The 25,536-nt window shown below is 55.9% G+C and carries 29 protein-coding genes and 1 tRNA gene; 12 read left to right on the top strand and 18 right to left on the bottom strand.

Annotated elements, in window-relative coordinates; translation table 11 throughout:
• Positions 1-197 precede the first annotated feature (197 nt).
• Positions 198-273, bottom strand: a tRNA-Phe gene (locus E0L16_RS17000).
• A gap of 170 nt (positions 274-443) precedes the next feature.
• Between E0L16_RS17000 and E0L16_RS16995 the strand changes: the two genes are divergently transcribed.
• Complete coding sequence (locus E0L16_RS16995; RefSeq protein WP_102749857.1) at positions 444-1,289, top strand: AraC family transcriptional regulator; 846 nt, start codon at positions 444-446, stop codon at positions 1,287-1,289.
• Positions 1,290-1,325: 36 nt separating this feature from the next.
• Positions 1,326-1,916 (top strand): LysE family translocator, encoded by a 591-nt coding sequence (locus E0L16_RS16990; RefSeq protein WP_131637504.1) that lies wholly within the window; start codon positions 1,326-1,328, stop codon positions 1,914-1,916.
• On the opposite strand, the gene E0L16_RS16985 is transcribed toward E0L16_RS16990, so the two are convergent.
• From E0L16_RS16985 to aspA, 5 genes are all read right to left on the bottom strand, one after another.
• Positions 1,913-2,488, bottom strand: a complete 576-nt coding sequence (locus tag E0L16_RS16985; RefSeq protein ID WP_022646797.1) for a transcriptional regulator — start codon at positions 2,486-2,488, stop codon at positions 1,913-1,915. The two genes, E0L16_RS16990 and E0L16_RS16985, sit on opposite strands and share 4 nt — an antisense overlap.
• Before the next feature lie 49 nt (positions 2,489-2,537).
• Positions 2,538-4,229: a protein-disulfide reductase DsbD gene (locus tag E0L16_RS16980; protein WP_131637502.1), complete on the bottom strand. Its 1,692-nt coding sequence runs from the start codon at positions 4,227-4,229 to the stop codon at positions 2,538-2,540.
• A complete protein-coding gene (gene cutA / locus E0L16_RS16975; protein WP_003855908.1) occupies positions 4,205-4,528 on the bottom strand; it encodes a divalent cation tolerance protein CutA in 324 nt (107 codons plus the stop codon). The genes E0L16_RS16980 and cutA overlap by 25 nt, the downstream gene beginning before the upstream one ends.
• A gap of 113 nt (positions 4,529-4,641) precedes the next feature.
• Entirely contained in the window at positions 4,642-5,943 is a 1,302-nt protein-coding gene (locus E0L16_RS16970) for an anaerobic C4-dicarboxylate transporter (protein ID WP_003855921.1), read from the bottom strand.
• A gap of 116 nt (positions 5,944-6,059) precedes the next feature.
• A complete protein-coding gene (gene aspA / locus E0L16_RS16965) occupies positions 6,060-7,496 on the bottom strand; it encodes an aspartate ammonia-lyase (protein ID WP_003855923.1) in 1,437 nt (478 codons plus the stop codon).
• Positions 7,497-7,831: 335 nt separating this feature from the next.
• Here aspA and E0L16_RS16960 point away from each other — a divergent pair, with 335 nt between their 5' ends.
• The gene (locus E0L16_RS16960) at positions 7,832-8,296 is read left to right on the top strand and encodes an FxsA family protein (RefSeq protein WP_003855925.1); all 465 of its coding nucleotides are present in this window, start codon (positions 7,832-7,834) and stop codon (positions 8,294-8,296) included.
• A gap of 24 nt (positions 8,297-8,320) precedes the next feature.
• Here the strand turns inward: E0L16_RS16960 and yjeH are convergent, their stop codons facing one another.
• Positions 8,321-9,568, bottom strand: a complete 1,248-nt coding sequence (yjeH, locus tag E0L16_RS16955) for an L-methionine/branched-chain amino acid transporter (protein ID WP_131637500.1) — start codon at positions 9,566-9,568, stop codon at positions 8,321-8,323.
• A 178-nt stretch (positions 9,569-9,746) separates the two neighbouring features.
• On the opposite strand from yjeH, the gene E0L16_RS16950 reads away from it, so the two are divergent.
• Together E0L16_RS16950 and groL are read left to right on the top strand one after the other, a co-directional pair.
• Entirely contained in the window at positions 9,747-10,040 is a 294-nt protein-coding gene (locus E0L16_RS16950) for a co-chaperone GroES (RefSeq protein WP_003855929.1), read from the top strand.
• A gap of 39 nt (positions 10,041-10,079) precedes the next feature.
• On the top strand, positions 10,080-11,726 hold the full coding sequence (gene groL, locus E0L16_RS16945; protein ID WP_015572446.1) for a chaperonin GroEL: 1,647 nt from the start codon (positions 10,080-10,082) through the stop codon (positions 11,724-11,726).
• 64 nt (positions 11,727-11,790) lie between these two features.
• Here the strand turns inward: groL and iadA are convergent, their stop codons facing one another.
• The 3 genes from iadA to E0L16_RS16930 are packed head-to-tail and all read right to left on the bottom strand — an operon-like array spanning position 11,791 to position 14,070.
• The gene (iadA, locus tag E0L16_RS16940; RefSeq protein ID WP_131637498.1) at positions 11,791-12,954 is read right to left on the bottom strand and encodes a beta-aspartyl-peptidase; all 1,164 of its coding nucleotides are present in this window, start codon (positions 12,952-12,954) and stop codon (positions 11,791-11,793) included.
• A gap of 10 nt (positions 12,955-12,964) precedes the next feature.
• Entirely contained in the window at positions 12,965-13,426 is a 462-nt protein-coding gene (locus E0L16_RS16935; protein WP_107534496.1) for a YjiG family protein, read from the bottom strand.
• Entirely contained in the window at positions 13,423-14,070 is a 648-nt protein-coding gene (locus tag E0L16_RS16930) for a nucleoside recognition domain-containing protein (RefSeq protein ID WP_063867107.1), read from the bottom strand. The genes E0L16_RS16935 and E0L16_RS16930 overlap by 4 nt, the downstream gene beginning before the upstream one ends.
• A 233-nt stretch (positions 14,071-14,303) precedes the next feature.
• Between E0L16_RS16930 and E0L16_RS16925 the strand changes: the two genes are divergently transcribed.
• The gene (locus E0L16_RS16925) at positions 14,304-14,657 is read left to right on the top strand and encodes a DUF4156 domain-containing protein (RefSeq protein ID WP_003855938.1); all 354 of its coding nucleotides are present in this window, start codon (positions 14,304-14,306) and stop codon (positions 14,655-14,657) included.
• Between the two features lie 63 nt (positions 14,658-14,720).
• Here E0L16_RS16925 and epmB read toward each other — a convergent pair whose 3' ends face one another.
• Positions 14,721-15,749 (bottom strand): EF-P beta-lysylation protein EpmB, encoded by a 1,029-nt coding sequence (gene epmB / locus E0L16_RS16920; RefSeq protein ID WP_131637496.1) that lies wholly within the window; start codon positions 15,747-15,749, stop codon positions 14,721-14,723.
• Between the two features lie 40 nt (positions 15,750-15,789).
• On the opposite strand from epmB, the gene efp reads away from it, so the two are divergent.
• From efp to ecnB, 3 genes are all read left to right on the top strand, one after another.
• Positions 15,790-16,356 carry an elongation factor P gene (gene efp, locus E0L16_RS16915; RefSeq protein WP_003855940.1) on the top strand — a complete coding sequence of 189 codons (567 nt, stop codon included), beginning with the start codon at positions 15,790-15,792 and terminating at the stop codon, positions 16,354-16,356.
• 57 nt (positions 16,357-16,413) lie between these two features.
• The gene (locus tag E0L16_RS16910; protein ID WP_063450953.1) at positions 16,414-16,545 is read left to right on the top strand and encodes an entericidin A/B family lipoprotein; all 132 of its coding nucleotides are present in this window, start codon (positions 16,414-16,416) and stop codon (positions 16,543-16,545) included.
• A 108-nt stretch (positions 16,546-16,653) separates the two neighbouring features.
• Entirely contained in the window at positions 16,654-16,800 is a 147-nt protein-coding gene (gene ecnB / locus E0L16_RS16905; RefSeq protein ID WP_003855942.1) for a lipoprotein toxin entericidin B, read from the top strand.
• Positions 16,801-16,836: 36 nt separating this feature from the next.
• Here the strand turns inward: ecnB and E0L16_RS16900 are convergent, their stop codons facing one another.
• Positions 16,837-17,436 (bottom strand): helix-turn-helix transcriptional regulator, encoded by a 600-nt coding sequence (locus E0L16_RS16900; RefSeq protein ID WP_063867109.1) that lies wholly within the window; start codon positions 17,434-17,436, stop codon positions 16,837-16,839.
• 262 nt (positions 17,437-17,698) lie between these two features.
• Between E0L16_RS16900 and sugE the strand changes: the two genes are divergently transcribed.
• A complete protein-coding gene (gene sugE, locus E0L16_RS16895; RefSeq protein WP_063450951.1) occupies positions 17,699-18,016 on the top strand; it encodes a quaternary ammonium compound efflux SMR transporter SugE in 318 nt (105 codons plus the stop codon).
• Here the strand turns inward: sugE and E0L16_RS16890 are convergent.
• Together E0L16_RS16890 and blaACT are read right to left on the bottom strand one after the other, a co-directional pair.
• Positions 18,013-18,543, bottom strand: coding sequence for a lipocalin family protein (locus E0L16_RS16890; RefSeq protein ID WP_131637494.1), 531 nt, complete (start codon positions 18,541-18,543; stop codon positions 18,013-18,015). The two genes, sugE and E0L16_RS16890, sit on opposite strands and share 4 nt — an antisense overlap.
• Before the next feature lie 108 nt (positions 18,544-18,651).
• On the bottom strand, positions 18,652-19,797 hold the full coding sequence (gene blaACT / locus E0L16_RS16885) for an ACT family cephalosporin-hydrolyzing class C beta-lactamase (RefSeq protein WP_131637492.1): 1,146 nt from the start codon (positions 19,795-19,797) through the stop codon (positions 18,652-18,654).
• A gap of 132 nt (positions 19,798-19,929) precedes the next feature.
• Here blaACT and ampR point away from each other — a divergent pair, with 132 nt between their 5' ends.
• Positions 19,930-20,805 (top strand): LysR family transcriptional regulator AmpR, encoded by an 876-nt coding sequence (ampR, locus tag E0L16_RS16880; RefSeq protein WP_063450948.1) that lies wholly within the window; start codon positions 19,930-19,932, stop codon positions 20,803-20,805.
• 29 nt (positions 20,806-20,834) lie between these two features.
• Here ampR and frdD read toward each other — a convergent pair whose 3' ends face one another.
• Genes frdD through frdA form a run of 4 tightly spaced genes read right to left on the bottom strand, consistent with a single transcriptional unit; the run spans position 20,835 to position 24,128 of the window.
• Entirely contained in the window at positions 20,835-21,194 is a 360-nt protein-coding gene (gene frdD / locus E0L16_RS16875; protein ID WP_063450947.1) for a fumarate reductase subunit FrdD, read from the bottom strand.
• Between the two features lie 10 nt (positions 21,195-21,204).
• A complete protein-coding gene (frdC, locus tag E0L16_RS16870; protein ID WP_063867117.1) occupies positions 21,205-21,600 on the bottom strand; it encodes a fumarate reductase subunit FrdC in 396 nt (131 codons plus the stop codon).
• A gap of 10 nt (positions 21,601-21,610) precedes the next feature.
• Complete coding sequence (locus E0L16_RS16865; RefSeq protein ID WP_107534501.1) at positions 21,611-22,345, bottom strand: succinate dehydrogenase/fumarate reductase iron-sulfur subunit; 735 nt, start codon at positions 22,343-22,345, stop codon at positions 21,611-21,613.
• Positions 22,338-24,128, bottom strand: coding sequence for a fumarate reductase (quinol) flavoprotein subunit (gene frdA / locus E0L16_RS16860; protein ID WP_131637490.1), 1,791 nt, complete (start codon positions 24,126-24,128; stop codon positions 22,338-22,340). The genes E0L16_RS16865 and frdA overlap by 8 nt, the downstream gene beginning before the upstream one ends.
• A 309-nt stretch (positions 24,129-24,437) precedes the next feature.
• On the opposite strand from frdA, the gene epmA reads away from it, so the two are divergent.
• Positions 24,438-25,415 carry an elongation factor P--(R)-beta-lysine ligase gene (gene epmA / locus E0L16_RS16855; RefSeq protein WP_063450943.1) on the top strand — a complete coding sequence of 326 codons (978 nt, stop codon included), beginning with the start codon at positions 24,438-24,440 and terminating at the stop codon, positions 25,413-25,415.
• Positions 25,416-25,536 lie beyond the last annotated feature (121 nt).

The raw sequence follows: 25,536 nt of genomic DNA, 5'->3' as shown, positions 1-25,536 counted from the left end.
GTGCGTCAGAATTCAAGCCGGATGGCGGTACTGCCTTATCCGGCCTACAGGTTTTGTAGGCCCGGTAAGCGCAGCGCCACCGGGCAATACGCACCGCACGATCTTACCGGAAAGAGATAACAGGAATAAAAATAAGGTAAGGTTTTGATAAACGCAGAAAAGCAAAAACCCAGCCATAGGCTGGGTTCTTTGAATAGTGGTGCCCGGACTCGGAATCGAACCAAGGACACGGGGATTTTCAATCCCCTGCTCTACCGACTGAGCTATCCGGGCAACGGAGCGCATTAAACCGCAATCGCGCGCGATCGTCAACATTATTTCGGGAAAAGCTGTTCAACTGCTTAAGTTTGCGGCAATCTGTCCGTTTGTGCGCTGAAATTGCACAAATCTTCCAGACAGTTCAGGCAAGCTATGACAATGCTGACGGTAAAGAGGAGGGCAGTATGGCAAATGACTGGCTTGAGCTGCGTCAGCATGCAGAAACAGGTATTGAAACAATCAAGGCACATTTCGAAGGGCATGCCTTTGATCCCCACTGGCACGACAGCTATCTGGTCGGAATAACCCTTTCCGGCACGCAGCAGTTCCACTGTCGGCGTGAACGGCACCATAGCCAGCCGGGCGATGCTTTTTTACTTGAGCCTGGTGAAATCCATGACGGTGATGCGCCGGTAGAGGGTGGCTTTACTTATCTGACCTTTTATCTCGATGAACGCTGGCTCACCCGTACGCTTCAGGGTCTGTACGACGCGACTCCCGGGAGCTACACCCTCCACTTTGCCCAAACGCTGACGCGGGAGCCTCAGCTGGTGCGCTCTATCGGTGATACGTTCGCCTCGTTGCATAACGATGAAATGAAAATCGTACAGCAAAGCACAATGGATAACCTGCTCTCTCAGATTACAGCCCACTGCCACTGGCGTAAGAGACTCCCGTCTCAGTTACAAAGCTCCGCCGTGGCGCATCGTGCCCGTGACTATCTCTATGCGCATATCGGCGAAAACGTGGGGCTATCAGACCTTGCGCGTGAGACGGGGACGGATCGCTTTACCCTCACTCGCTGCTTTAAGCGCGAGTTTCACCTCGCGCCGCACGCCTGGCTTATCCAGCTGCGTCTGGCAAAGGCCCGACAGATGCTGGCGTGTGGGGGACTGCCTGTTGATGTTGCCACGGCAGTGGGTTTTGCCGATCAAAGCCATCTTGGTCGCTGGTTCCAGCGGGCGTACCGTATTTCTCCGGCACACTACCGTCGGTTGTGCACAAACCTTCCAGACGTTTCCAGAAAATAACGGCACATTCATGGCTCTACTAAAAAGGAGCCACCTGTGAATTTATTATCCTTTCTGTTGTTTGCGTTTGTCGCCTCCATTACGCCGGGGCCAACCAATATTCTGGTACTGACTAACAGTCAGCACTTTGGCGTAAAAAATACGGTACCTGCGATCCTCGGTGGGTGTATTGCCGCCAGCGCTATTGTCCTGGTTTCCGGCGCAGGGGCAGGAGAAGCGTTACGCCAGTATCCGCTGATACGTCAGGTGATGAGCTGGGCGGGTGTGCTATGGCTTTCCTGGATGAGCTGGCAGCTGTTTAGCGCCCCGGCCGCAAATCTCTCCTCCAGACGCCCTGTACGATTTACCGCCCGGGCGGCGGCGTTATTACAGGTTGTGAATCCGAAAACCTGGATGATGGCGCTGGCAGTTGTCAGTCTGTTTGCACCGGCAAGCGACCATGCATTACGGGATATTGCGCTGATGGCGCTATGGTTCCTGGCGATCTCAGTGGTCTGTTTGTTGTGCTGGGCGTGGCTGGGAAAGGCGGTAAACCGGATTTTCCGCACCACCGTGGCGATGGTGCGATTTCAGCGCGTAATGGCGCTGTGTTTGTTTATCTCCGCCTGGACGGGAATGCTGGCTTAGGTCAGTGCGCCACCCATACGGCACTGTGCAAACCGCAAAATATCTTCCGCCAGACGGTGCGCCGTATCCACATCAGCCTGGCTACGGTTCACCAGCATACGGCTCAGGCAACCTTCCAGCACCAGCTCCATCTGCTTCGCGACCATCGCCGGGTCATCCACTTCAAGTGTGGTCAGCAGCTCGTGTGTGAACTCGTGCGCCGCACGTTTTTGCTGATCTGCCAGCTGATGGATAGGGTGCCCGGGATCGGGGAAGTAGGTGCAGGCGGCGATAAACAGGCAGCCAGGGTAACGGTTGTTGGTGACACACTCCGTCAGCGCGGTATAGCGTGCCAGCAGCTTTTGCTCGGTGGTCAGTTCTTCATTCAGCATCAGCTGCCTGCGCCAGATATCCACCTGCTGGCTGAGATAGCGCAGGGCATCATAAAGCAGCGCCTCTTTATCCGGCCAGAAGCGCTTAAGTTCATCCAGAGGGTAATCGATACGGTCGGCTACCATCTCAAGCGTGGTGCTGGCGATCCCTTGAATCTCAAGTAATTGCAGGGCTTGTCCCAGTACGTCTTCGCGTTGCACGGTTATCTCCTCCGCTATTCCCAACGGTTTGTCCCGTCTAAAGTGTTGTTTACGGTTGGCGATTGCGCAAATGCGCGTTGAATGCCGTCGCGTCCATAAACCCGGTTACACGCTGCGTCGGCTGTTCTGCCCCCTGTTCATTGAAGAACAGGATGGTAGGCAAACCGAGAACGTTAAGTTGCTTCAGCAGAGCCTTATCCTGCGCGCTGTTGGCGGTAACGTTCGCCTGAAGCAGAACGGTATCGCTCAGCGCGTGTTGTACCTGCGGATCGCTGAAGGTGTATTTTTCAAACTCTTTGCAGGCCACGCACCAGTCGGCATAGAGATCAAGCATGACCGGTTTGCCTTTTGCCTGCGCCAGGGCGCGGTTAAGGTCATCCACGTTCTTAATCTGTATAAAATTCAGATGAGCCTGCGTCTGACCTGTCGGGGTGCCAAACGCCCAGTCCTGCAAAGGACGGACGCTCACCAGCGCGGCCGCCAGCAGAAGGATCTGTACCAGACGCATCCACGGCTTCTTCGCACCCAGACTCACGATAAACGCCCAGCTGAAGAAGGCCACGCCGAGCATCGCCCACAGACGTGTACCCCAGACGTCACCGATGATGCGTTCCAGCAGGAATACCGGGAGCGCCAGAATGACAAAACCGAACGCGGTTTTCACTGTCTCCATCCACGGGCCGCTCTTCGGCAGCAGACGATTGCCAAACACCGTCACCAGGATCAGCGGCAGGCCCATGCCGAGCGCGTAGAGGTACAGCGTGCCGCCGCCGAGCCACAGGTTGCCGCTCTGGGCAATGTATAACAGGATGGCGCTCAGCGGCGCGGTGGTGCAGGGAGAGCAAATCAGACCGGCGATGGCACCCATAGCGAACACACCGCCCGCAGAGCCACCCTGCTGACGGTTGCTCATCAGCGTCAGACGGGTTTGCAGGGAAGAGGGCAGTTGCAGGGTAAACAGGCCAAACATCGACAGCGCCAGAAGAATAAACACCGCTGACAGCCCGATAAGCACATAAGGGTGCTGAAGGGCTGCCTGGAACTGCAATCCAGCAGCGGCGACCACGAGGCCAAGCGCGGTATAGGTTAGCGCCATGCCCTGCACGTAGATAAAGGCCAGCACCAGCGCACGGGCGGTGGAAAGACGTTGCTTGCCGCCCAGCACGATGCCAGAGATAAGCGGGTACATGGGCAGTACGCAGGGCGTAAAGGCGATGCCGATACCAATCAGTAACGCCCATAACGCGGAGAAAGGCAGGTCAGCGCGGCCTTTGGCCTCTTCGCTCGCAAGAGGCGGAGAAGCCGCGGCTACGCCTTTGACTTCACTCAGCGGCACGACTTTTGTTTCCGGCGGATAGCAGAACCCGGCGTCGGCACACCCCTGATACGTCACCGTCAGGGTAGCGCCTTTATCCGCCTGATTCACCGTGACGGGCACGCTTAAGCGCTGGCGATAAATTTCACTTTTGCCGTAGAACTCGTCCTCGTGCCATTCGCCAGCGGGCATCTGCAATGCGCCAACGTCAGCCTTTGCTGGCGTGATGCTGACCTGCTTGCGGTAGAGGTAGTAACCCTCTTTCACCTGCCAGGTGAGGCTGAGATCGTGCTGGTTTTGCTGAAAGTCGAAAACGAACGCCTGGTCGGCTGGAATAAAGTTCGAACGGCCGGGTGCGTCAAACAACCCGGCAAAAACTGACGTGCTGCACAGCAGCAGGATCAGCGTAAAGAAGCGTTGAGCCATGAGAGATAATCGTTATCGCCGTGGACTACTGGCAGCACCAGCAGCTCCGGGGTTTGGTATGGATGATGAGACTTGAGGCAGTCGAGGAGCGCCTGCTGGTTAGTCAGATTGGTTTTGAGCAACATCTGGACTTCGTACTCTTGCTCCAGCTTGCCTTCCCAGTAATAAAGGGAGGTTGCGCCGGGTAAAAGCGTGACGCAGGCAGCCAGTTTTTCGGCCAGCACTTTGGCGGCGAGATCCTGGGCAGAGGCTTCATCAGGGGCGGTACACAGTACAACAACAGCATCAGGCGTGTTCACAAGTCGACCTCCTCATCACGAAAGTCTTCACTATATCACGCCATGCGATTGGTCATTAATGAAACGGGCCGCAGAGCGGCCCGATTTTAACTATTTTTACAACGGCTAACCGTTTACAGCACAATGCCACCGATGATAAAGCCGAGGATCACGCAGAGCGTAATCGCCACCACGCCCGGGATCAGGAACGCGTGGTTAAACACGTACTTACCGATGCGGGTTGAGCCGGTGTCATCCATCTCAACCGCGGCCAGCAGGGTTGGGTAGGTTGGCAGCACGAACAGGGCGGAAACGGCCGCAAAAGAGGCAATCGCCGTCAGCGGCGTAACGCCCAGCATCAGTGCCGCAGGCATCAGCGCTTTGGTGGTCGCGGCCTGGGAATACAGCAGCGTCGCCGCGAAGAACAGCACCACCGCCAGCAGCCACGGATAGTTGTGCAGCAGGTCGCCTGCAACGGTCTGGATATCGCTGATGTGTGCTTTGACGAAGGTATCACCGAGCCACGCCACGCCCAGCACGCACACGCAGGCGCTCATACCGGATTTGAAGGTGCTGGCGTTCAGCACTTCGCTGGTGTCGATTTTACAGGTGATGCTAATCAGCGTCGCGATGGTCAGCATGAAGACCACAATGGCTTCGTTACGTGGCAGAACCGGGTTCTGGATCAGACCTACCGTATCGCTGATGGCGGTCGCGTAAAACATCACGGCGACGATACCGATCAGGAACAGCAGCACGGAGCGTTTCGCGTGCGGCTTCAGCTCGAAGACCTGGCTTCCGCGCAGGCTCACTTCGCCTTTTGCCAGGCGCTCCTGGTAAACCGGATCGTCTTTCAGCTCGGCGCCGAGGAAGTTACACAGCACGGCGGTGATCATCACCGCAATCAGCGTGACCGGAATACAGATCGCCAGCAGCGTCAGGTAGCTCACGCCCATCGGCTCAAGGATCCCCGCGAAAAAGACCACGGCGGCTGAGATTGGCGAGGCGGTGATCGCAATCTGGGACGCCACCACGGCAATAGAGAGAGGGCGAGACGGGCGAATGCCCTGCTCTTTGGCCACTTCGGTGATCACCGGCAGCGTGGAGAACGCGGTGTGGCCAGTGCCGGCGAGAATGGTCATAAACCACGTCACCAGCGGGGCAAGGAAGGTGATGTATTTAGGATGGCGACGCAGCATACGCTCCGCCAGGCTCACCAGATAGTCCATACCGCCAGCGACCTGCATGGCCGCAATGGCAGCGATAACCGCCATGATGATTTCGATAACGTCAAAAGGGATTGCGCCGGGTTTAATCTGAAAGATCAGGGTAAGTACGAGCACCCCGAGACCGCCGGCAAAACCGATGCCGATACCCCCGAGTCGTGCGCCCAAATAAATCGCCAACAGGACGATGACGAGTTCTGCTCCAAACATAAAGACCTGCCTTGCTTATTAACAAGTTGATATTGAATTGTTGTGTTTTGGTAACGCCCATAAAGAAAAAAGGCACGTCACAAGTGACGTGCCTTTCGGAAGCTTAGCCTGAACGGTTACTGTTCGCTTTCATCGGTATATCGTTTCGCTTTATAGGCCGGATGCATCAGGTTCTGGGCGGAGAAGATATCGTCCAGCTCGGCTTCGGTCAACAATCCTCGCTCAAGAACGACCTCACGCACGCTCTTACCGGTTTCGGCACAAATCTTACCGACGATGTCGCCGTTGTGGTGGCCGATGAACGGGTTGAGGTAGGTGACGATGCCGATTGAGTTATACACGTAACCTTCACACACCTCTTTATTGGCGGTGATGCCGTTAATGCATTTTTCCAGCAGGTTGTAGCAGGCATTGGTCAGAATATGGATGGATTCAAACATCGCCTGGCCAATCACTGGCTCCATCACGTTCAGCTGGAGCTGACCGGCTTCGGAAGCCATGGTGACGGTCGTATCGTTACCAATAACCTTGAAGCAAACCTGGTTCACCACTTCCGGCACCACCGGGTTAACTTTAGCTGGCATGATGGACGAACCCGCCTGCAACTCTGGCAGGTTGATTTCATTCAGGCCAGCGCGTGGACCGGAGGAGAGCAGGCGCAGGTCGTTACAGATTTTGGACAGTTTCACCGCCAGACGCTTCAGCGCGCTGTGCACCATCACGTAGGCGCCGCAGTCGGAGGTAGCTTCAATCAGGTCTTCCGCAGGCACAACCGGCAGGTTGGACACTTCAGCCAGCTTCTGTACCGCCAGCTGCTGATAGCCATCCGGCGTATTCAGACGTGTACCGATGGCGGTTGCGCCCAGGTTCACTTCCAGCAGCAGCTCGGACGTGCGCAGCAGGTTTTTGGTCTCTTCGTTCAGCAGCACGTTAAACGCGTGGAATTCCTGTCCGAGGGTCATGGGGACCGCGTCCTGCAACTGGGTACGGCCCATTTTCAGGATGTCCTGGAACTCAACGGCTTTACGCTGGAAGCCATCGCCCAGCTGATTGATCGCGTCGACCAGTTTGACGACAGAAGCATACACCGCGATGCGGAATCCGGTTGGGTACGCGTCGTTGGTGGACTGACATTTGTTAACGTGGTCGTTCGGGTTCAGGTACTGGTATTCACCTTTCTGATGCCCCATCAGCTCCAGGCCGATGTTCGCCAGCACTTCGTTGGTGTTCATGTTGACGGAGGTGCCTGCGCCGCCCTGATAGACGTCAACCGGGAACTGATCCATGCATTTGCCGTTGTTCAGCACTTCATCGCATGCGGCGATAATCGCATTTGCAGCGCTTTTAGGAATGGTTTGCAGCTCTTTGTTCGCCAGAGCCGCGGCTTTTTTTACCATCACCATGCCACGCACAAATTCAGGGATGTCGCTGATTTTGCTGTTGCTGATGTAGAAGTTTTCAATCGCTCTCAGAGTGTGAACACCATAGTAGGCATCCGCTGGAACTTCCCTGGTACCCAACAAATCTTCTTCGATACGAATGTTGTTTAACATGTGAACCTTCTTTTCAAGCTGCCGATGGATTGTACTAAACACACAGTATATATGTGGTTTTGAATATTTTCTGACCGACGATTATTCCCTCAATCGGCCAGATGTTCGAGATCATATGCTGATGATAGCGAATTGCCGTAAGCTGGATCACTTATTATCGACCCGATTTCATGATAATTATTAATCTGTGAAATGGGTCACCGCTTTAATATTTCCAAAAAAAATATCCGTGCAAACCGATTGAATTTTGGCTAACCGTCACCATCTCTTATCTACGCGCTTCGCGAACACATTCAGACAGGGGCCAGAAGGCACCTGCCACACAGGAGATGCCAGTGCGCTGGATACCGTTTATTGCTTTCTTTCTTTATGTTTACATTGAAATTTCGATTTTCATCCAGGTTGCCCACGTGCTGGGCGTCCTGCTGACGCTGATTCTGGTGATCTTCACCTCCGTCATCGGCATGTCGCTGGTGCGCAATCAGGGTTTCAAAAATTTCCTGTTAATGCAGCAGAAGATGGCCGCAGGCGAAAGCCCGGCAGCCGAGATGATCAAAAGCGTGTCGCTGATTATTGCTGGCCTGCTGCTGATCCTGCCTGGGTTCTTCACCGACTTCCTCGGCCTGCTGTTGCTGTTGCCGCCGGTACAGAAGCACCTGACCATGAAGCTGCTGCCGCACCTGCGTTTTAGCCGTATGCCGGGCGGTGGTTTCAGCACCGGCCCGGGGGATACCTTTGAAGGGGAATACCAGCGTAAGGATGAGCAGCGCGACCGGTTAGATCATAAAGACGATCGGTGAGTTTGTGGCCCGGTGGCGCTTCGCTTACCGGGCCTGCGAATTTTGCCGCTTCGGTAAAAACAGCCACAGCCCCGCCAGCATGATAATGGCGTACACGCTCTTCCACCCCACCATCGCCAGCAGCAGCAGGCACAGCACACACCCGACCGCCGCCAGCGCCTTAAAGCGTCCTTTCAGCAGCCGACAGCCCGCCAGCATGCACAGCAGGTAGATCATGATGAAGATACCGTTGGCGTAGACAATCAGCGCGTCAAGGTTGATGTCGAGCAGATAAATGCCCAGGGAACTCACCACGCAGCAGCCCAGTACGGTATTCAGCGCATTCGCCGGAAGCTGACGTTTAGACAGGCGTGCGAGTCGGCTATCAGGTTTATAAAGTGCCTGAGACCACACCAGCCGGGCGAAGCTCTGGATATAGATATTGAGGCTGGCAAAGCAGGCGAGATAGCCAATCACGCAGGCCACCCACAGGGCTTTAACGCCGAACAGCTGCACCACGATGCCCGGCAGCGACGCGGCAGCGGCTTTCTCTTCGCCGAAGGCGTTAAAGTGCAGCACCAGTACCGTACAGGCCCAATACACGGTGCCCGCCAGCAGCAGGCCAATCATCAGCGCGCGGGGGAAGTCACGCTCGGGCTGTTTAAACTCGGATGCCAGGTGAGCAAACGCCTCCAGACCGACGAAACACCAGAACATGACGGATAATGCCGCGAAAAGCTGTACATGGTCGACGTCGTTAATCGCGGGGAAAGGAATATCCGCCACGGTAATGTCACCCGCAAACCAGATGGCGACGATCAGCGCGACGATCAACGCTGCGACCAGTGTTTGCAGATTGGCGCTGGAACTGGCCCCGCGTGAGCCCACCCACCAGACAATCGCCAGCGTACCGAGCTCAGCCAGCAACAGCTGTTCGTCGTGCCAGCCAAACAGCGCCTGTCCGAAGCCGGTAGCGATATGCAGGGCTGCCGGAAGGCCGACCGGGATCACCGATAAAAACAGCCAGCCGGTGACGCGTTCCATTCGTGGGCCAAATGCCATGCCGACAAAATGCGCTACGCCGCCCGCGCTGGGGAAGTGCCGCCCGAGTATGGCAAACACAATCGCCACCGGGAACACCAGCACGATCAGTACCGGCCATGCCCAAAGGCTGTTATTGCCGGCAACCAGCGCCGCCAGTGCGGGAACCGCAAATACTCCCGTGCCTAACAAGGACGTTGAGAGTAAGCCAATACCCTGCGCCAGCCCCAACTCCTGCCTGAGTCCACTCATTTGCCTCGTCCCGCCACCATCAAAAGAGAGTGGATGGTAACACTTTCGCAAATTTTTTTTCGGTTACCCCTTGAAGGGGTAAAAAGCTATCCCCATCTCTCAGGGCACTAGCCGGAAAACCGCATGCGGACCGGCGTCATCCATAACTGATAATGACTTTCTCAAAGGAGAGCTATCAATGAGTATTCGTCCGTTACATGATCGTGTGATCGTCAAACGTAAAGAAGTTGAAACCAAGTCTGCTGGCGGCATCGTTCTGACCGGTTCAGCAGCAGCAAAATCAACGCGTGGCGAAATCATCGCTGTCGGTAAGGGCCGCATCCTGGAAAACGGAACTGTGCAGCCACTGGACGTTAAAGTTGGTGACATCGTCATTTTCAACGATGGCTACGGCGTGAAATCCGAGAAGATCGACAATGAAGAAGTGTTGATCATGTCCGAGAGCGACATTCTGGCAATTGTTGAAGCGTAATTAACGCACGAAACTGTACGAATTTGAGGAAATAAGAACATGGCAGCTAAAGACGTAAAATTCGGTAACGACGCTCGTGTAAAAATGCTCCGCGGCGTAAACGTACTGGCAGACGCAGTGAAAGTCACTCTGGGCCCGAAAGGCCGTAACGTAGTGCTGGACAAATCCTTCGGCGCGCCAACCATCACCAAAGATGGTGTTTCTGTTGCACGTGAAATCGAGCTGGAAGACAAGTTCGAAAACATGGGTGCACAGATGGTGAAAGAAGTTGCCTCTAAAGCGAACGACGCTGCCGGTGACGGTACCACCACCGCGACCGTACTGGCGCAGGCCATCATCACCGAAGGTCTGAAAGCCGTTGCTGCGGGCATGAACCCGATGGATCTGAAACGTGGTATCGACAAAGCTGTCGCCTCTGCTGTTGAAGAACTGAAAGCGCTGTCCGTACCGTGCTCTGACTCTAAAGCTATTGCTCAGGTTGGTACTATCTCCGCTAACTCCGACGAAACCGTAGGTAAACTGATCGCTGAAGCGATGGATAAAGTCGGTAAAGAAGGCGTGATCACCGTTGAAGACGGTACCGGTCTGGAAGACGAACTGGACGTGGTTGAAGGTATGCAGTTCGACCGCGGTTACCTGTCCCCATACTTCATCAACAAGCCAGAAACTGGCGCTGTTGAGCTGGAAAGCCCGTTCATCCTGCTGGCTGATAAGAAAATCTCCAACATCCGCGAAATGCTGCCAGTGCTGGAAGCCGTTGCGAAAGCAGGCAAGCCGCTGGTTATCATTGCTGAAGATGTTGAAGGCGAAGCGCTGGCGACCCTGGTGGTTAACACCATGCGCGGCATCGTGAAAGTGGCTGCGGTTAAAGCGCCTGGCTTCGGCGATCGTCGTAAGGCGATGCTCCAGGATATCGCTACCCTGACCGGTGGTACCGTGATCTCCGAAGAGATCGGTATGGAGCTGGAAAAAGCGACCCTGGAAGACCTGGGCCAGGCGAAACGCGTTGTGATCAACAAAGACACCACCACCATCATCGACGGTGTGGGTGAAGAGGCCGCTATTCAGGGCCGTGTTGGTCAGATCCGTAAGCAGATCGAAGAAGCCACTTCCGATTACGACCGTGAAAAACTCCAGGAGCGCGTAGCGAAACTGGCAGGCGGCGTTGCGGTAATCAAAGTTGGTGCTGCGACCGAAGTTGAAATGAAAGAGAAAAAAGCACGCGTTGACGACGCCCTGCACGCGACCCGTGCTGCGGTAGAAGAAGGCGTGGTTGCTGGTGGTGGTGTCGCGCTGGTGCGTGTAGCCGCTAAGCTGGCTGGCCTGACTGCTCAGAACGAAGACCAGAACGTGGGTATCAAAGTTGCGCTGCGCGCGATGGAAGCTCCGCTGCGTCAGATCGTGTCCAACGCCGGTGAAGAGCCGTCTGTGGTTGCGAACAACGTGAAAGCAGGTGAAGGTAACTACGGTTACAACGCGGCAACTGAAGAATACGGCAACATGATCGACTTCGGTATCCTGGATCCAACTAAAGTGACCCGTTCTGCTCTGCAATACGCGGCATCTGTAGCTGGCCTGATGATCACGACCGAGTGCATGGTGACCGACCTGCCTAAAGGCGATGCGCCTGACTTAGGTGCTGCTGGTGGTATGGGCGGCATGGGTGGAATGGGCGGCATGATGTAATCATGTTGTTCTGAACCTCTCAGAACGAACCCCGGGCAGCAATGCCCGGGGTTTTTTATTGCCGCTACTCAAATGTTCCCTTCACGCATGCAACGCCTTCGCGCACCATCTGGCGGCCTTTCGCCCAGACCTCGCGGATCTTCAGGTCATCCGTCAGCACCAGCAAATCGGCATCGCATCCGGGCGCGAGCCGCCCCTTATGCTCCAGGCCGAGAAACTCCGCCACGTTACGCGTAAACGGCAGAAGTGCCTCCTCCAGCGGCAGGTGATATTGACTGACCAGCTTTTGTAATGTTTCCGGCAGGGACTCGAATCCCGCCACGCCCATGCCCACCAGGTTGCCGTTTGCGTCAAAAATCGGCTGGCTGCCGTTACCGTCCGAGCTGAGCGTAAGCCGGTTAAACGGCACCTGCGCTTCGCGGGCCGTCGCGATGGCGGTGGCGGCATCAATGGGCTCATTGATGCTGGTGGTGATGTCGATATAGCCCCCGTCGCGGGCATAATCCAGCGCGGCGAGGAACAGTGGCCGGGTGCGGTTGACGTGGGTTGGCAGCAGCTTCGTGCGGGGCACGTCGGCGTTATTCAGGATGTTAAGCAGCGGCTCGAGCAGTTTCGGGCTGTTGCCGAGATGAAACACGGATATCCCCGCCCTGGCGCCCAGCAGCCCACCGACGCGCGACTGGGCGGCCATATTTGCGAGCCGATCATCCGCTGGTGCGGAAGAGCGATGGTCGGAAATCGCGCATTTCACACCGATGATTTTATCAATCAGCGCCACATCCTTTTCGACACTGCCGGTAATCGTCGCAGAAGGCAGCCCGTACGCGCCTGTCAGCATCCACGCGCTGATCCCTTCATGTTCTAGCGCCCGCGTTTTTGCCAGCAGCGACTCGGGATGGCGGGTCACGCCGTCGGTGCCCAGCAGGCCAACAACGGAGGTGATGCCCGCCGCCACCAGCGCGGACAACCGTACCTCCGGCGTCCGGGTGTGCGGGCCAGCTTCCCCGCCGCCGCCGATCAGGTGTACGTGCTGATCGATAAACCCCGGACAAACCACTGCTCCGGCGAGATCGCGTTCAGGACAGTCTGGCTTTGTTGTGGCGTGGCCCGTTTTTTCAATCGCGACGATTTTTCCCCCTGCGATCAGCAGATCGCAACGCCCCCGATCCTCCGGCGCGTAAAGATGCGCATTGCGGAAAAGATGCGGTTCCAGCACTGAAAAATCCATTTTTATCTCCTCAGAAGAGTAGCTGCATCACCCACATTGAGAGCAGGGCGTTAATAACGCAGACGGTAATAATGTGCGGATAATACTTCGGGTTAACGCCTGCGGTGCCAAGGCAACGGCCGGTGTTTTGCACCGGATTGCCCATCAGATAGATGGCGGGCAGCAGGATAGTGGCATCGTGCCCGTTGAGCGTGCCGGCAGCGACCAGACTGGCGCAGACCCCCACACCGCCGCCCATGCTCATCACCGAGGCCAGCAGGACGGTTGCCGCCGCACCCGGAAGCCCCCACAGCGACATGATCGGTTCACAGACGCTGCCGACGATATCCAGCAGGCCGGTGACCTTGAGCGCCTGAATGATAACAAACGCCATAACCACGTTCGGCAGCAGGCTGGTGGTGGCGATGGTAAAGCCGCGACGGGCGCCATCGATAAACAGGTCCATGATATTTTTACGCGGCTGGGCGATCATTTTTCCTCCTGAACGCGGCGAACTTCCCTGTGCGCGATCCACAGACGCAAAAAGTTCGCGCCAACAAATTTAAACACCAGAATGACGGCAAGCGGCGCGATTACCGGGACGGTAATGAAGGCAAAAAGTGCGGCACCGGACGAAAAATAGTTGGTAATGATGGCGCTACCGCTGGTCTGGAAGGTGGCGAAAATGGCGCGTTCACGGTCGGTAATCGCCCCTTCGTCGGTCAACTCTTTGGTCATCCCGGCGGCGGCATCGGTGTTTTGCAGGTTGGCGATAAGCGCCAGAGAGCAGATACCCGGCACGCCGAGCAGCGGGCGTAAAATGGGCGTCATGAGCTGTTGTGCGGCGCGCAGCCCGCCCAGCCCCTCGGTGACGGCAATGATCCCGAGCGACAGAATGACCGAGGGGGCCAGCTCAAGAGCAAACAAAAAACCGTCTTTCGCTCCCGTCCCGCCCTCGCCGCGAAACGTCAGCGCGCCGTTCACCGGTCCAAAACTGCCGTTTAAGACGGTAAAATCCAGCACGCGCCACCATTCGGTACTTTTGGCGAAAAAGCCTGAGAAAAATACGATGGTGAGCACGAACGCCAGATAGCCCACCCAGGTCACTTTTTCCTCTCCTGAGGATGATGCACTCATGAAACCCCCTTTTTTGAGATGCGTACAAAAGTTGTACGTCGCATCACTAAAAACGATCGGGGGCTAAAACACGATATCCCAAAGGTTATTATCAGAATTCATTTAAGATGTCGGAGGAGTGCCAGCGGAATCTGGCTCGCAGAAATGCTCAGCATTTTTCTTTTGGTCATCTTTTTAGTATAAGGTTTACACGCGGACAACTACTGTCCAGCTTATTGAAAACGAGGAATAACATGCGCATTAAAGTCTGTGCAGGGATTGTAGGTGCAGCATTGCTGCTGGCGGGGTGTAGCACCAGCAATGAACTGACGGCAGCGGGCCAGAGCGTTCGCTTTGTGGAAGATAAGCCGGGCAGCGAATGCCAGCTGTTAGGCACCGCCACTGGCGAGCAGAGCAACTGGATGTCGGGGCAGCACGGCGAAGAGGGCGGCTCTATGCGCGGTGCGGCCAATGCCCTGCGTAATCAGGCGGCGGCTATGGGCGGCAACGTGATTTACGGGGTAAGCAGCCCGACGCAGGGTATGCTGTCCAGCTTTGTGCCAACTGCCAGCCAGATGAACGGCCAGGTCTATAAGTGCCCGAACTGACCTAAACTTTTGATGGCGCTGCCGCTTGATCTGTAGCCAGGTAAGCGTAGCGCCACCTGCCTTTTACTGCTGCCGCAGCTGCAAATCCAGCGGCGTCTTACTCGGCTCTCCGCCAATCTCGCGTGCCAGCTTCGGCACCATATAACCTGAAACCAGCGTTAACAGTTCGCGCATAATCTGTCGGGCCTCTTCATCCGTCACCATGAAGTGCGCCGCGCCCTGAACGCGATCAAGAACGTGCAGATAATAGGGCATGACGCCCGCATCAAATAAGGCATTGCTGAGATCGGCCAGCACCCTGGCGCTGTCGTTCACGCCGCGCAGTAATACGCTCTGGTTGAGCAGCGTCACGCCCGCTTTTCGCAGCCGCGCCATCGCCGCGCGAAAGTCCGCGTCAATTTCATTCGCGTGGTTGATATGGTTCACCAGTAGCACCTGCAAACGGGACTGCTCCAGGCGCATTACCAGGGCGTCGGTGATACGCGCCGGGATGACGATCGGTAAACGGCTGTGAATGCGCAGACGCTTAATGTGCGGAATGGTCTCAAGCTGAGTCAGCAGCCAGTCCAGCTCATGATCTTTTGCCATCAGCGGGTCGCCGCCGGAGAAGATGATTTCATCCAGTTCCGGGTGCGCCGCGATATAGTCCAGCGCCACCTGCCAGTTGCGCTTATTACCCTGATTCTCAGCGTACGGGAAGTGACGGCGGAAGCAGTAGCGGCAATTTACCGCACAGCCGCCCTTAACCAGCAGCAGCGCACGGTTGCGGTATTTATGCAGCAAACCCGGTACCACACTGTTCTGCTCTTCCAGCGGATCGGTGCTGTATCCCGGCGCAGTGATAAACTCATCCTGAGAGGTCAGCGTTTGTTTTAGCAATGGATCGTCAGGGTTGCCTTTTTCCATTCGGGCGACAAACGCGCGGGGAACGCGCAGGGCGAAAAGTCGCTTTGCCTCACGGCCAGCAAGCAACTCCGGGTGCTGATCGAGGTCTAAAAGACGCAGCAATTCATCAGGACTGGTGATTACATCGGCAAGTTGCGATAACCAATCTTCTCTGGACGGGGTGTTTAGGGTTACAATATGCGCCATTTTGTGGCTTAGCTACCAGTTAACAAATTTAGAGGGCCTTATGGCAACGTACTATAGCAACGATTTTCGTGCTGGTCTTAAAATCATGATGGACGGCGAACCGTACGCGGTTGAAGCCAGCGAATTCGTTAAACCAGGTAAAGGCCAGGCATTTGCGCGCGTTAAGCTGCGTCGCCTGCTGACCGGTACCCGTGTTGAGAAAACCTTCAAATCTACTGACTCCGCTGAAGGCGCTGATGTTGTCGATATGAACCTGACTTACCTGTACAACGACGGTGAGTTCTGGCACTTCATGAACAACGAAACCTTCGAGCAGCTGTCTGCTGACGCGAAAGCCATTGGCGATAACGCTAAGTGGCTGCTGGATCAGGCTGAGTGCATCGTGACCCTGTGGAACGGTCAGCCTATCGCTGTTACCCCGCCGAACTTCGTTGAGCTGGAAATCGTTGAAACCGATCCAGGTCTGAAAGGTGATACCGCAGGTACCGGCGGCAAGCCAGCTACCCTGTCTACCGGCGCAGTGGTGAAAGTACCGCTGTTCGTACAGATCGGTGAAGTGATCAAAGTGGATACCCGCTCCGGCGAATACGTATCCCGCGTGAAGTAATTTACGTCGTGATGTAAGGCGCAGCGCCCGCTGCGCCTGATTTTGCAGGCAGGGAAGATGAAACGTACCGTTAAAATTCTGCTTCTGTTCGCGCTCTCCAGCGCAATGCTCTCCGGTTGCAACACCGCGCGTGGCGTGGGTGAAGATATCCAGGATCTCGGCCATATCATTTCCCATGCGGCCAGCTAATTCCGTCTAATTTTCCTAAAAATTCTTCCTTTTCCGTCAAACGACAAGATCTTGTCTATTCTTAAGTTGCTATACACAAAATAACTTTGGCTATAAAAGGAAGATATTATGGTTAAGAAAACAATTGCAGCGATCTTTTCTGTTCTGGTGCTTTCTTCGGTACTGACTGCATGTAACACCACCCGTGGCGTAGGGGAAGATATCTCCGACGGTGGTAACGCTATTTCTGGCGCAGCAACTAAAGCTCAGAACTAATGACAACGACGGTACGGCAGTGAATTCACCGTACCGTCAATTCTCCACTTCCTGTAGCGTTAAAAACGGGGAGTAGCGCGTATCCATATGAAGCTTCATGCGGATATTGCGTTTGTATGTGTACACCGTTTTGCCGTTAATGCGCAGATGACTGGCAATCTTCTGGTTGCTTGCGCCCTCCATCCATAATGTCAGAACTCTCTCTTCCTGACGCGTCAGTAACGGTGCTGCCATTTCCGGAAGCTCCGGGGTTGCGCATGACGTTAGCGCGTCGTTAATCACTGCGGCCAGTCCTTCCAGATCGGTATTTTTAGAGAGTGAAGACCATATCGGGTATTGCGCCAGATAATCCGTCAACGCCTGTTCCTGCCCAGATTGCAGCAAAATAAAAGGCAGCGTTTCGCTGGCAATCAGCAGGGAGGACAGTTGCTGAAAATGGTGTAAATCCTGCCGGAAGCCAGATAAATCAGCGATGACCAGTGCAGGTTTCCATTGCAGAATATGCTCTCTGGCGAGGAAAAGGTTATTCACCCCGGTTACGACGAAATGACCTGACAGCAGGTCTGAATGATTGGCCCATGCTTCAAATCCCGCGCGGGTGAAGTGACAGCGGTCAATCAAAAGAATTTTGAACATACAATATTCGCAGTCGGCTAGTGGTTTGGCTTCCTGCCATTAGAAAGCATAACATCATAGAGAAGTCGGATGAGTTATAAATGCCTGAACTGCGCGCCTTACTGAGGCTATTTCTTGCCTTAACGCGTTCAGCAAAAAAAGTTTGAAAAAAAATACCGCGCTAACCAAAATATAAGGTGCAACTTCTGCCTTGCGGGACGACCCGTAAGCGCGTCACTCATCGGGGACGGCCCCAACTTGTCGTAAAGTTAAGGAGCCTGAAATGTCCTGGATCGTTCTTGTTATCGCCGGTTTGCTCGAAGTGGTATGGGCAATTGGTCTGAAATACACCCACGGTTTTACCCGCCTGACGCCCAGCGTCATTACCATCGCCGCGATGATTGTCAGTATCGTTATGCTGTCATGGTCAATGCGGACCTTGCCAGTGGGAACGGCTTACGCTGTCTGGACGGGAATTGGCGCGGTAGGGGCTGCTATTACCGGCATTCTGCTGCTGGGGGAATCTGCGAGCCTGGCGCGCATTGCCAGTCTCGCGTTAATCGTCGCGGGCATCATTGGGTTAAAACTGAGTACGCACTAATGCGGCTGTTTTACCCAGATTAATTTCGTCACGTCAAACCCTTGCCGGGTCGCAACGTCCAGCATCTGCTGTTTCATTTCCGCCGTGATCGTTGGCGTGCGGGAGAGTATCCAAAGATAGTTGCGATCCGGCCCACACACCAGCGCGTGGCGGTACTCTTTGTCCAGCGCAATAACGTTATATCCGCCGTAGAATGGGCCGAAGAAAGAGATTTTCATTGCCGCGCGGTTAGGCGCGCCGGTGAAATAGGCCTGACCCACCGTCTGCTGCCACATCTGCCGGTCCGGATTATAGCCGCGGTTGACGACCTGGATCCCGCCGTCATCCATCGCGCTGTAGGAGGCCGTTACTTTTTCTAAGCCCCGTTCGAATTTATGATCCATGCGGGCGATTTCATACCATGTGCCGAGGAAGCGCTGTGCGTCAAAATTACTGACTACCGTGACGCCAGGCGGAGGAGTTGGGGAACTGCAAGCAACCACTAAAAACGCGGCTGTTACTGCGGCAATAACAGGCAGAATGCGCATAGAAGTTTCCTTACCGTTTTTTGTTAAGTGTAGATGACAGCAGGAAAAATGCGGAAGATTGTGCAGCGGGTTTTGCCGGGTAAGGCGAAGCCGCCACCCGGCAATGTTTTACTGTAGCGCGTCGAGGATATGGTATGCCGCCTCAACGCGTGCCGGGTTCGGATAGCTTTTATTCGCGAGCATCACGATGCCGATCTGCTTTTCAGGAATAAAGGCCACGTAGCTGCCGAACCCGCCCGTCGACCCGGTTTTGTGCACCCAGGAGGCTTTTACAGGCGGAGCCGGAGGATTTATTTCCACCGCAGGCAAGGCGGCCAGCGCCACCTTACTGTCGCTGCCCTCGACCACCGTTTTGGCCTCCACGGGCCAGTTGAGCATCTCCCAGCCCAGGCCCTGGTACATTGAACCGATACGCCAGTAGCGCGACTGCGCCAGCGCGATGCCCTGCTTAAGTGAGGCATCAGCAACGTTCTCTGGCGCCATGTTTGCCATGACCCAGTTCGCCATATCCTGCACGTTGGTTTTCACGCCATAGGCTTGTGCATCCAGCATACCCGGCGAAACGTGTACCGCTTTGCCGTCACGATAGCCCCAGGCGTAATGCGCCTCTTCCGCTTTCGGCACGTTAATCCAGGTGTGATGCAGCGCCAGCGGTTTGAACACTCGCTCGGTCATCGCCTGCTCGTAGCGTATGCCGGAAGGCTTAACCGCCAGCGCGCCAAACAGGCCGATGCTGGCGTTGGCATAAAGGCGCGTTGTGCCTGGCTTCCACTGTGGCTGCCAGTGTTGATAGAAGCGCAGCAGGGAGGCGTCATCCGTCACCTCATCGGGCACCTGTAGCGGCAGACCACCGGCGGTGTAGGTCGCGAGATCCAGCATCCGAATCCCTTGCCACTGCTTGCCCGTCAGCTCAGGCCAGTATTTGGTCACCGGATCGTCCAGCGAAATTTCACCGCGAGCAAGGGCATCCCCACCTAAAACGCCGGTGAAGGTTTTACTTATAGAGCCCAGCTCGAACAGGGTCTGAGGCGTAACCGGTTTGTTGGCTGCGATATCGGCCTTGCCAAACGTGTAATAGTGCGGTTTACCCTGATAAATAACGGCCACCGCCATACCTGGAATAGACTGGGCTTTCATCAGCGGCGTAACCGTCTTCGCGACCACCTCCGCCAGCTGTTGTTCGGACACTGGCGCGGCGAGGGCAGAGCAAGAGATGCCGAGCAGCACGGCGCAGCAAAGGGTTTTTTTCATCATCAGTAATCTTCCGTAATAGCGAGTCAAGGAGATGTCCGGGCCCGTCAGACAGGCGTAGTCTGTTAGATTTGACTGCACCTGACAAACGGTTAAATTTAGCATTAGCTGTTAATTTTTCTAACGGAAGAGACCATGACGCGAAGCTATCTCCCCCTCAATTCGCTTCGAGCCTTTGAAGCCGCCGCAAGACATCTCAGCTTTACGCATGCGGCCATTGAGCTGAACGTGACCCATTCCGCCATTAGCCAGCATGTGAAGACGCTGGAGCAACACCTGAACTGTCAGCTGTTCGTTCGCGTTTCGCGCGGGCTGATGTTGACTACCGAGGGCGAAAATTTACTGCCGGTGCTGAATGATTCGTTCGATCGTATAGCCGGCATGCTGGATCGCTTCGCTAACCATCGTGCGCAGGAGAAGCTGAAAATCGGCGTGGTGGGCACGTTCGCGACCGGGGTGTTATTCTCACTGCTGGACGATTTTCGCCGTGGCTATCCGCATATCGATCTTCAGCTTTCTACCCATAATAACCGCGTCGATCCGGCCGCCGAAGGGCTTGACTACACGATCCGCTACGGCGGCGGGGCGTGGCACGGCACCGAGGCTGAATTTCTTTGTCATGCGCCGCTCGCGCCGCTGTGTACGCCGGATATTGCCGCCCGTCTGCACAGTCCGGCCGATATCCTCAGGTTTACGCTGCTGCGCTCCTACCGGCGCGATGAGTGGTCCGCGTGGATGCAGGCGGCCGGCGAGCATCCCCCTTCGCCAACGCACCGTGTAATGGTGTTTGATTCGTCCGTGACCATGCTGGAGGCCGCTCAGGCGGGAGTGGGCATTGCCATCGCGCCTGTCGATATGTTTACCCATCTGTTAGCCAGCGAGCGCATTGTGCAGCCCTTTGCAACGCAAATTGAGCTCGGCAGTTACTGGCTGACCCGATTGCAGTCCCGGGCAGAAACGCCCGCAATGCGGGAATTTTCCGGGTGGCTGGCAGGAAAGATGAAAAAGTAAAAAGCCCGCCGGACGGCGGGCCAGTGCAGTCAGATGGTGACCACGGCAATCAGCGTGACCACCGTCAGAATGGTCGCCAGACCGTAGAAGACCCATTTACCGCTTGGCACATGGATTTTCAGATCGTGCATCGCATGGTGGATACGGTGCAGGCCGCACCACAGCGGCAGGACGATCATCAGGAAGAGAAATACGCGGCCAATAAAGCTGCTCGCAAAGGCCAGCACGCGCTCGTAGCTCAGCGCATCGCCCGGGAACAGCCCCAGCGGCAGCATGATCCCGACCAGCAGGATGATGACCGGGGCAACAATGGCGCTCCACATGCCGCCTGCGCCAAACAGCCCCCAGAAGACCGGCTCGTCTGAACGTTTTGGATTTGGATTGATCACAGTAGTCTCCTTACCAGAACAGCGCGACAAACAGAATGACCACAGAGACAACTGCGGTCACCGCCCAGAGCCCTTTGATAACCGGCTCCGGTCCCATTTTCTCGCCTTTAACAATGATGTTTGCCGCTTTTGGCGCCAGTTCAAACCAGGTTTTGGTATGCAGCAGCGCGGCTGCGAGCACAATCAGATTCAGAACCACGATGATTGGGTTTTGCAGGAAGCCCACAAAACTGGCCCAGGTTTCCGGGCCGTGCTTGAGAGCATAAAGCCCGTACATCAGTTCGAGGCTGAACCAGACCGCGGGAACTGCCGTGCCTTCACGCAGCATATAGAAGCGATAAAACGGCAGTTTTTTCCACCAGGTGGACGGCATTGGCCGCACGTAGGCTTTGCGTTTAGTCGTCATCATGCACTCCTTAGCGTGGTTTCAGGGTAGCGATAAGAAAGTCTTTCGAGCTTTCCACTTTTCCCTGCTGAATGGCGGCGGCCGGGTCGACATGCTTCGGACAGACTTCAGAGCAGTAACCCACAAACGTGCAGGTCCAGACCCCGTTCTGGCCGTTAAGCTGCGCCATACGTTCTTTTTTGCCGTGGTCGCGGCTGTCCTCGTTATAGCGGTGCGCCAGGGTAATGGCGGCCGGGCCGATAAACTCAGGGTTCAGGCCAAACTGCGGACAGGCGGCGTAGCACAGGCCGCAGTTGATGCAGCCGGAAAACTGATGGTATTTCGCCATCTGCGCGGGCGTCTGGGTGTTTGGCCCCTGATCCGGCGTACGCGGGTTGCCGATGATGTACGGCTTTATCGCTTCGAGGCTTTCGATAAAGTGGGTCATGTCGACCACCAGATCGCGCTCAATCGGGAAGTTGCCCAGCGCTTCAACCCTGATGCCTTTGGTGTAATCACGCAGGAAGGTTTTACACGCCAGCTTCGGCACTTTGTTGACCATCATGCCGCAGGAGCCGCAGATTGCCATGCGGCAGGACCAGCGGTAACTCAGGTCTGGCGCCAGGTTGTCTTTAATATAGCCGAGCGCATCCAGCAGGGAGGTTTGCTCGTCGTAAGGGACTTCGTAGAAAGCGCTGTGCGGCGCGGCGTCCACTTCCGGATTGTAGCGCACCACTTCAACTTTCAGTTTTTGCATCTCAGCCATTCGCCTTCTCCTTCTTATCGGCGGCTTCTGCTTCTGCACCGTAAACGCGTTTCGCTGGTGGCAGCGTGGTGATTTTCACGTCGCTGTAGTCCAGGCGGGTGGTGCCATCCGCATCGCGCCAGGCTAGAGTGTGTTTAAGGAAATTGACGTCGTCACGTTCGGTGCAGCCCTCGTCCAGACGCTGATGCGCGCCGCGCGACTCTTTACGCGCCAGGGCAGAGTGCGCCATACATTCCGCGACGTTCAGGCCGTGGCCCAGTTCAATGGTATAGAGCAGGTCGGTATTAAAGACGCTGGAGGTGTCGGTGATGCGCACGCGCTTGAAGCGCTCCTGCAACTCCGCCAGCTTGTCGACGGTTTTCTGCATCAGCTCTGGCGTACGGTAGATCCCGCAGCCTTCTTCCATCGACAGGCCCATTTCGTCGCGGATCTTCGACCAGTTTTCGTTACCTTCCTGGTTCACCAGGTCTTTCAGCCGTTTTTCGACGTCTGCAACCTGCGCATCCAGCGCCGCGCTGTTGGCGTCGCCTGCGGTTGCGGCACGCTCCATTGCGCGTTCGCCCGCCATGCGGCCAAAGACCACCAGCTCAGCCAGCGAGTTTGAGCCCAGACGGTTTGCGCCATGCAGACCCACGGAGGAACACTCGCCCACCGCAAATAGCCCTTTGATGCGGGTTTCGCACTGCTGGTCGGTTTCGATTCCGCCCATCGTATAGTGCGCGGTTGGACGCACCGGGATCGGCTCTTTCACCGGGTCGACGCCCACATAGGCTTTCGCCAGCTCGCAGATAAACGGCAGACGCTCCAGCAGTTTTTTCTCGCCGAGATGGCGCAGGTCGAGATGCACCACGTCGCCGCGCGGCGTTGAGATGGTGTTGCCTTTGCGCCACTCGTGCCAGAAAGCCTGAGAAACTTTGTCGCGTGGGCCAAGTTCCATGTATTTGTTTTTCGGCTCGCCGAGCGGGGTTTCCGGGCCCATACCGTAATCCTGTAGATAACGGTAACCGTTTTTGTTGACCAGAATACCGCCTTCACCGCGGCAGCCTTCCGTCATCAGAATACCGGAGCCGGGCAGGCCGGTTGGGTGATACTGGACGAACTCCATATCGCGCAGCGGCACGCCGTGGCTGAGCGCCATGCCCATACCGTCACCGGTGACGATGCCGCCGTTGGTGTTATAGCGGTACACGCGGCCCGCACCGCCGGTCGCCATGACCACTGCATTCGCGCGGATCTGGACAAGCGTGCCTTCCATCATGTTCATCGCCACCAGCCCGCGCGCATGACCGTCGTCGACCAGAATGTCGAGAACGAAATGTTCGTCAAAGCGCTGGATTTGTGGGAACTGGAGGGAGGTCTGAAACAGGGTGTGCAGCATGTGGAAGCCGGTCTTATCGGCGGCAAACCAGGTGCGTTCGATCTTCATGCCACCGAAGCGGCGAACGTTGACGCTCCCGTCCGGACGGCGGCTCCACGGGCATCCCCATTGTTCCAGCTGGGTCATTTCCGTTGGGCAATGGTGAACGAAATAATCAACGACATCCTGTTCGCAAAGCCAGTCGCCCCCTGCAACCGTGTCGTGGAAATGGTATTCGAAGCTGTCATGATCCTGCGCGACGGCGGCGGATCCTCCTTCTGCGGCTACCGTGTGGCTGCGCATCGGATAGACTTTTGAAATCAATGCGATTTTAGCGTTCGGATTGGCTTGTGCCGCAGCAATTGCAGCGCGTAATCCAGCCCCGCCAGCGCCTATTACGGCAAGATCGGCTTGAAAAGTTTGCACGACATTCCTCCAGATTTTTGTTTTCCCGCAACGCGATGGACTAAAGGACGTTCACCTGCCCGAACGGGCGATTGCGGAAGCGATTCCACTGCTCCTTTATGGGTATAACAGTATAACCGCGTAGATGTGAGGGAAATTTGACGCGTTCGATTTTTTTGCTGTTCTGTGCGGTGATTTATCATCGTGATTGATGAATGGCGTCACAGTATTTTTCTGTGTAATGAAAAAGGACTTTTACTGTGCAAAATTTGTCTCTGCCCCGGCTTACGAGTAGACTTCGTGCCCTTGTCTGAAAACGGAGAAAAACTCATGAGCGAAACGGCCACCTGGCAGCCGAGCGCATCCATTCCAAACCTGTTGAAGCGCGCAGCAATTATGGCGGAGATCCGCCGCTTCTTTGCAGATCGCGGCGTCCTGGAGGTGGAAACGCCGTGCATGAGTCAGGCGACGGTCACGGATATTCATCTGGTCCCGTTTGAAACCCGTTTTGTTGGCCCTGGCCACTCTCAGGGCATGAATCTGTATCTGATGACCAGCCCGGAATACCATATGAAGCGTCTGCTGGCGGCCGGATGTGGCCCGGTTTATCAGCTGTGCCGTAGCTTCCGCAATGAAGAGATGGGCCGGCACCATAATCCGGAATTCACCATGCTGGAGTGGTACCGCCCGCACTACGACATGTATCGCCTGATGAACGAAGTCGACGATCTGCTGCAACAGGTGCTGGATTGCGCGGAAGCTGAAACGCTCTCCTATCAGCAGGCCTTCCAGCGCCATCTGGAAATCGATCCGCTGTCGGCTGATAAAACCCAGTTGCGTGAGGTGGCGGCAAAACTGGATCTGAGCAACGTGGCGGATACCGAAGAGGACCGCGACACGCTGCTGCAACTGCTGTTCACCTTTGGGGTTGAACCGCAAATTGGTAAAGATCGCCCGACGTTTGTCTATCACTTCCCGGCCAGCCAGGCCTCGCTGGCGCAGATCAGCACCGAAGATCACCGCGTGGCGGAGCGTTTTGAGGTGTACTTTAAAGGCATTGAGCTGGCGAACGGTTTCCACGAGCTGACCGACGCGCGCGAACAGCAGCAGCGTTTCGAGCAAGATAACCGCAAGCGTAACGCGCGCGGTCTGCCGCAGCAGCCGATTGACACCAACCTGCTGGAAGCGCTTAAGGCCGGTTTGCCGGACTGCTCCGGCGTGGCGCTGGGCGTGGATCGACTGGTGATGCTCGCGCTGGGCGCGGAACAGCTGGGCGACGTGATCGCCTTTACGGTCGATCGCGCTTAAAGAGTTGCCGGGTGGCGCTGTCGCTTACCCGGCCATTTAACTTGCCATATTAAAAACTGCTATTTTCTCTCTGCACGGGTCTTTTTCTTAATTTGACTCGTATAGCCACAATATTTGTCTG

The sequence above is a fragment of the Enterobacter quasihormaechei genome, assembly GCF_004331385.1.
GTDB classification, from domain to species: domain Bacteria; phylum Pseudomonadota; class Gammaproteobacteria; order Enterobacterales; family Enterobacteriaceae; genus Enterobacter; species Enterobacter quasihormaechei.
The sequence above is the reverse complement of the archived record's forward strand: the minus strand, read 5'-3'. Positions and strand labels throughout refer to the sequence as shown.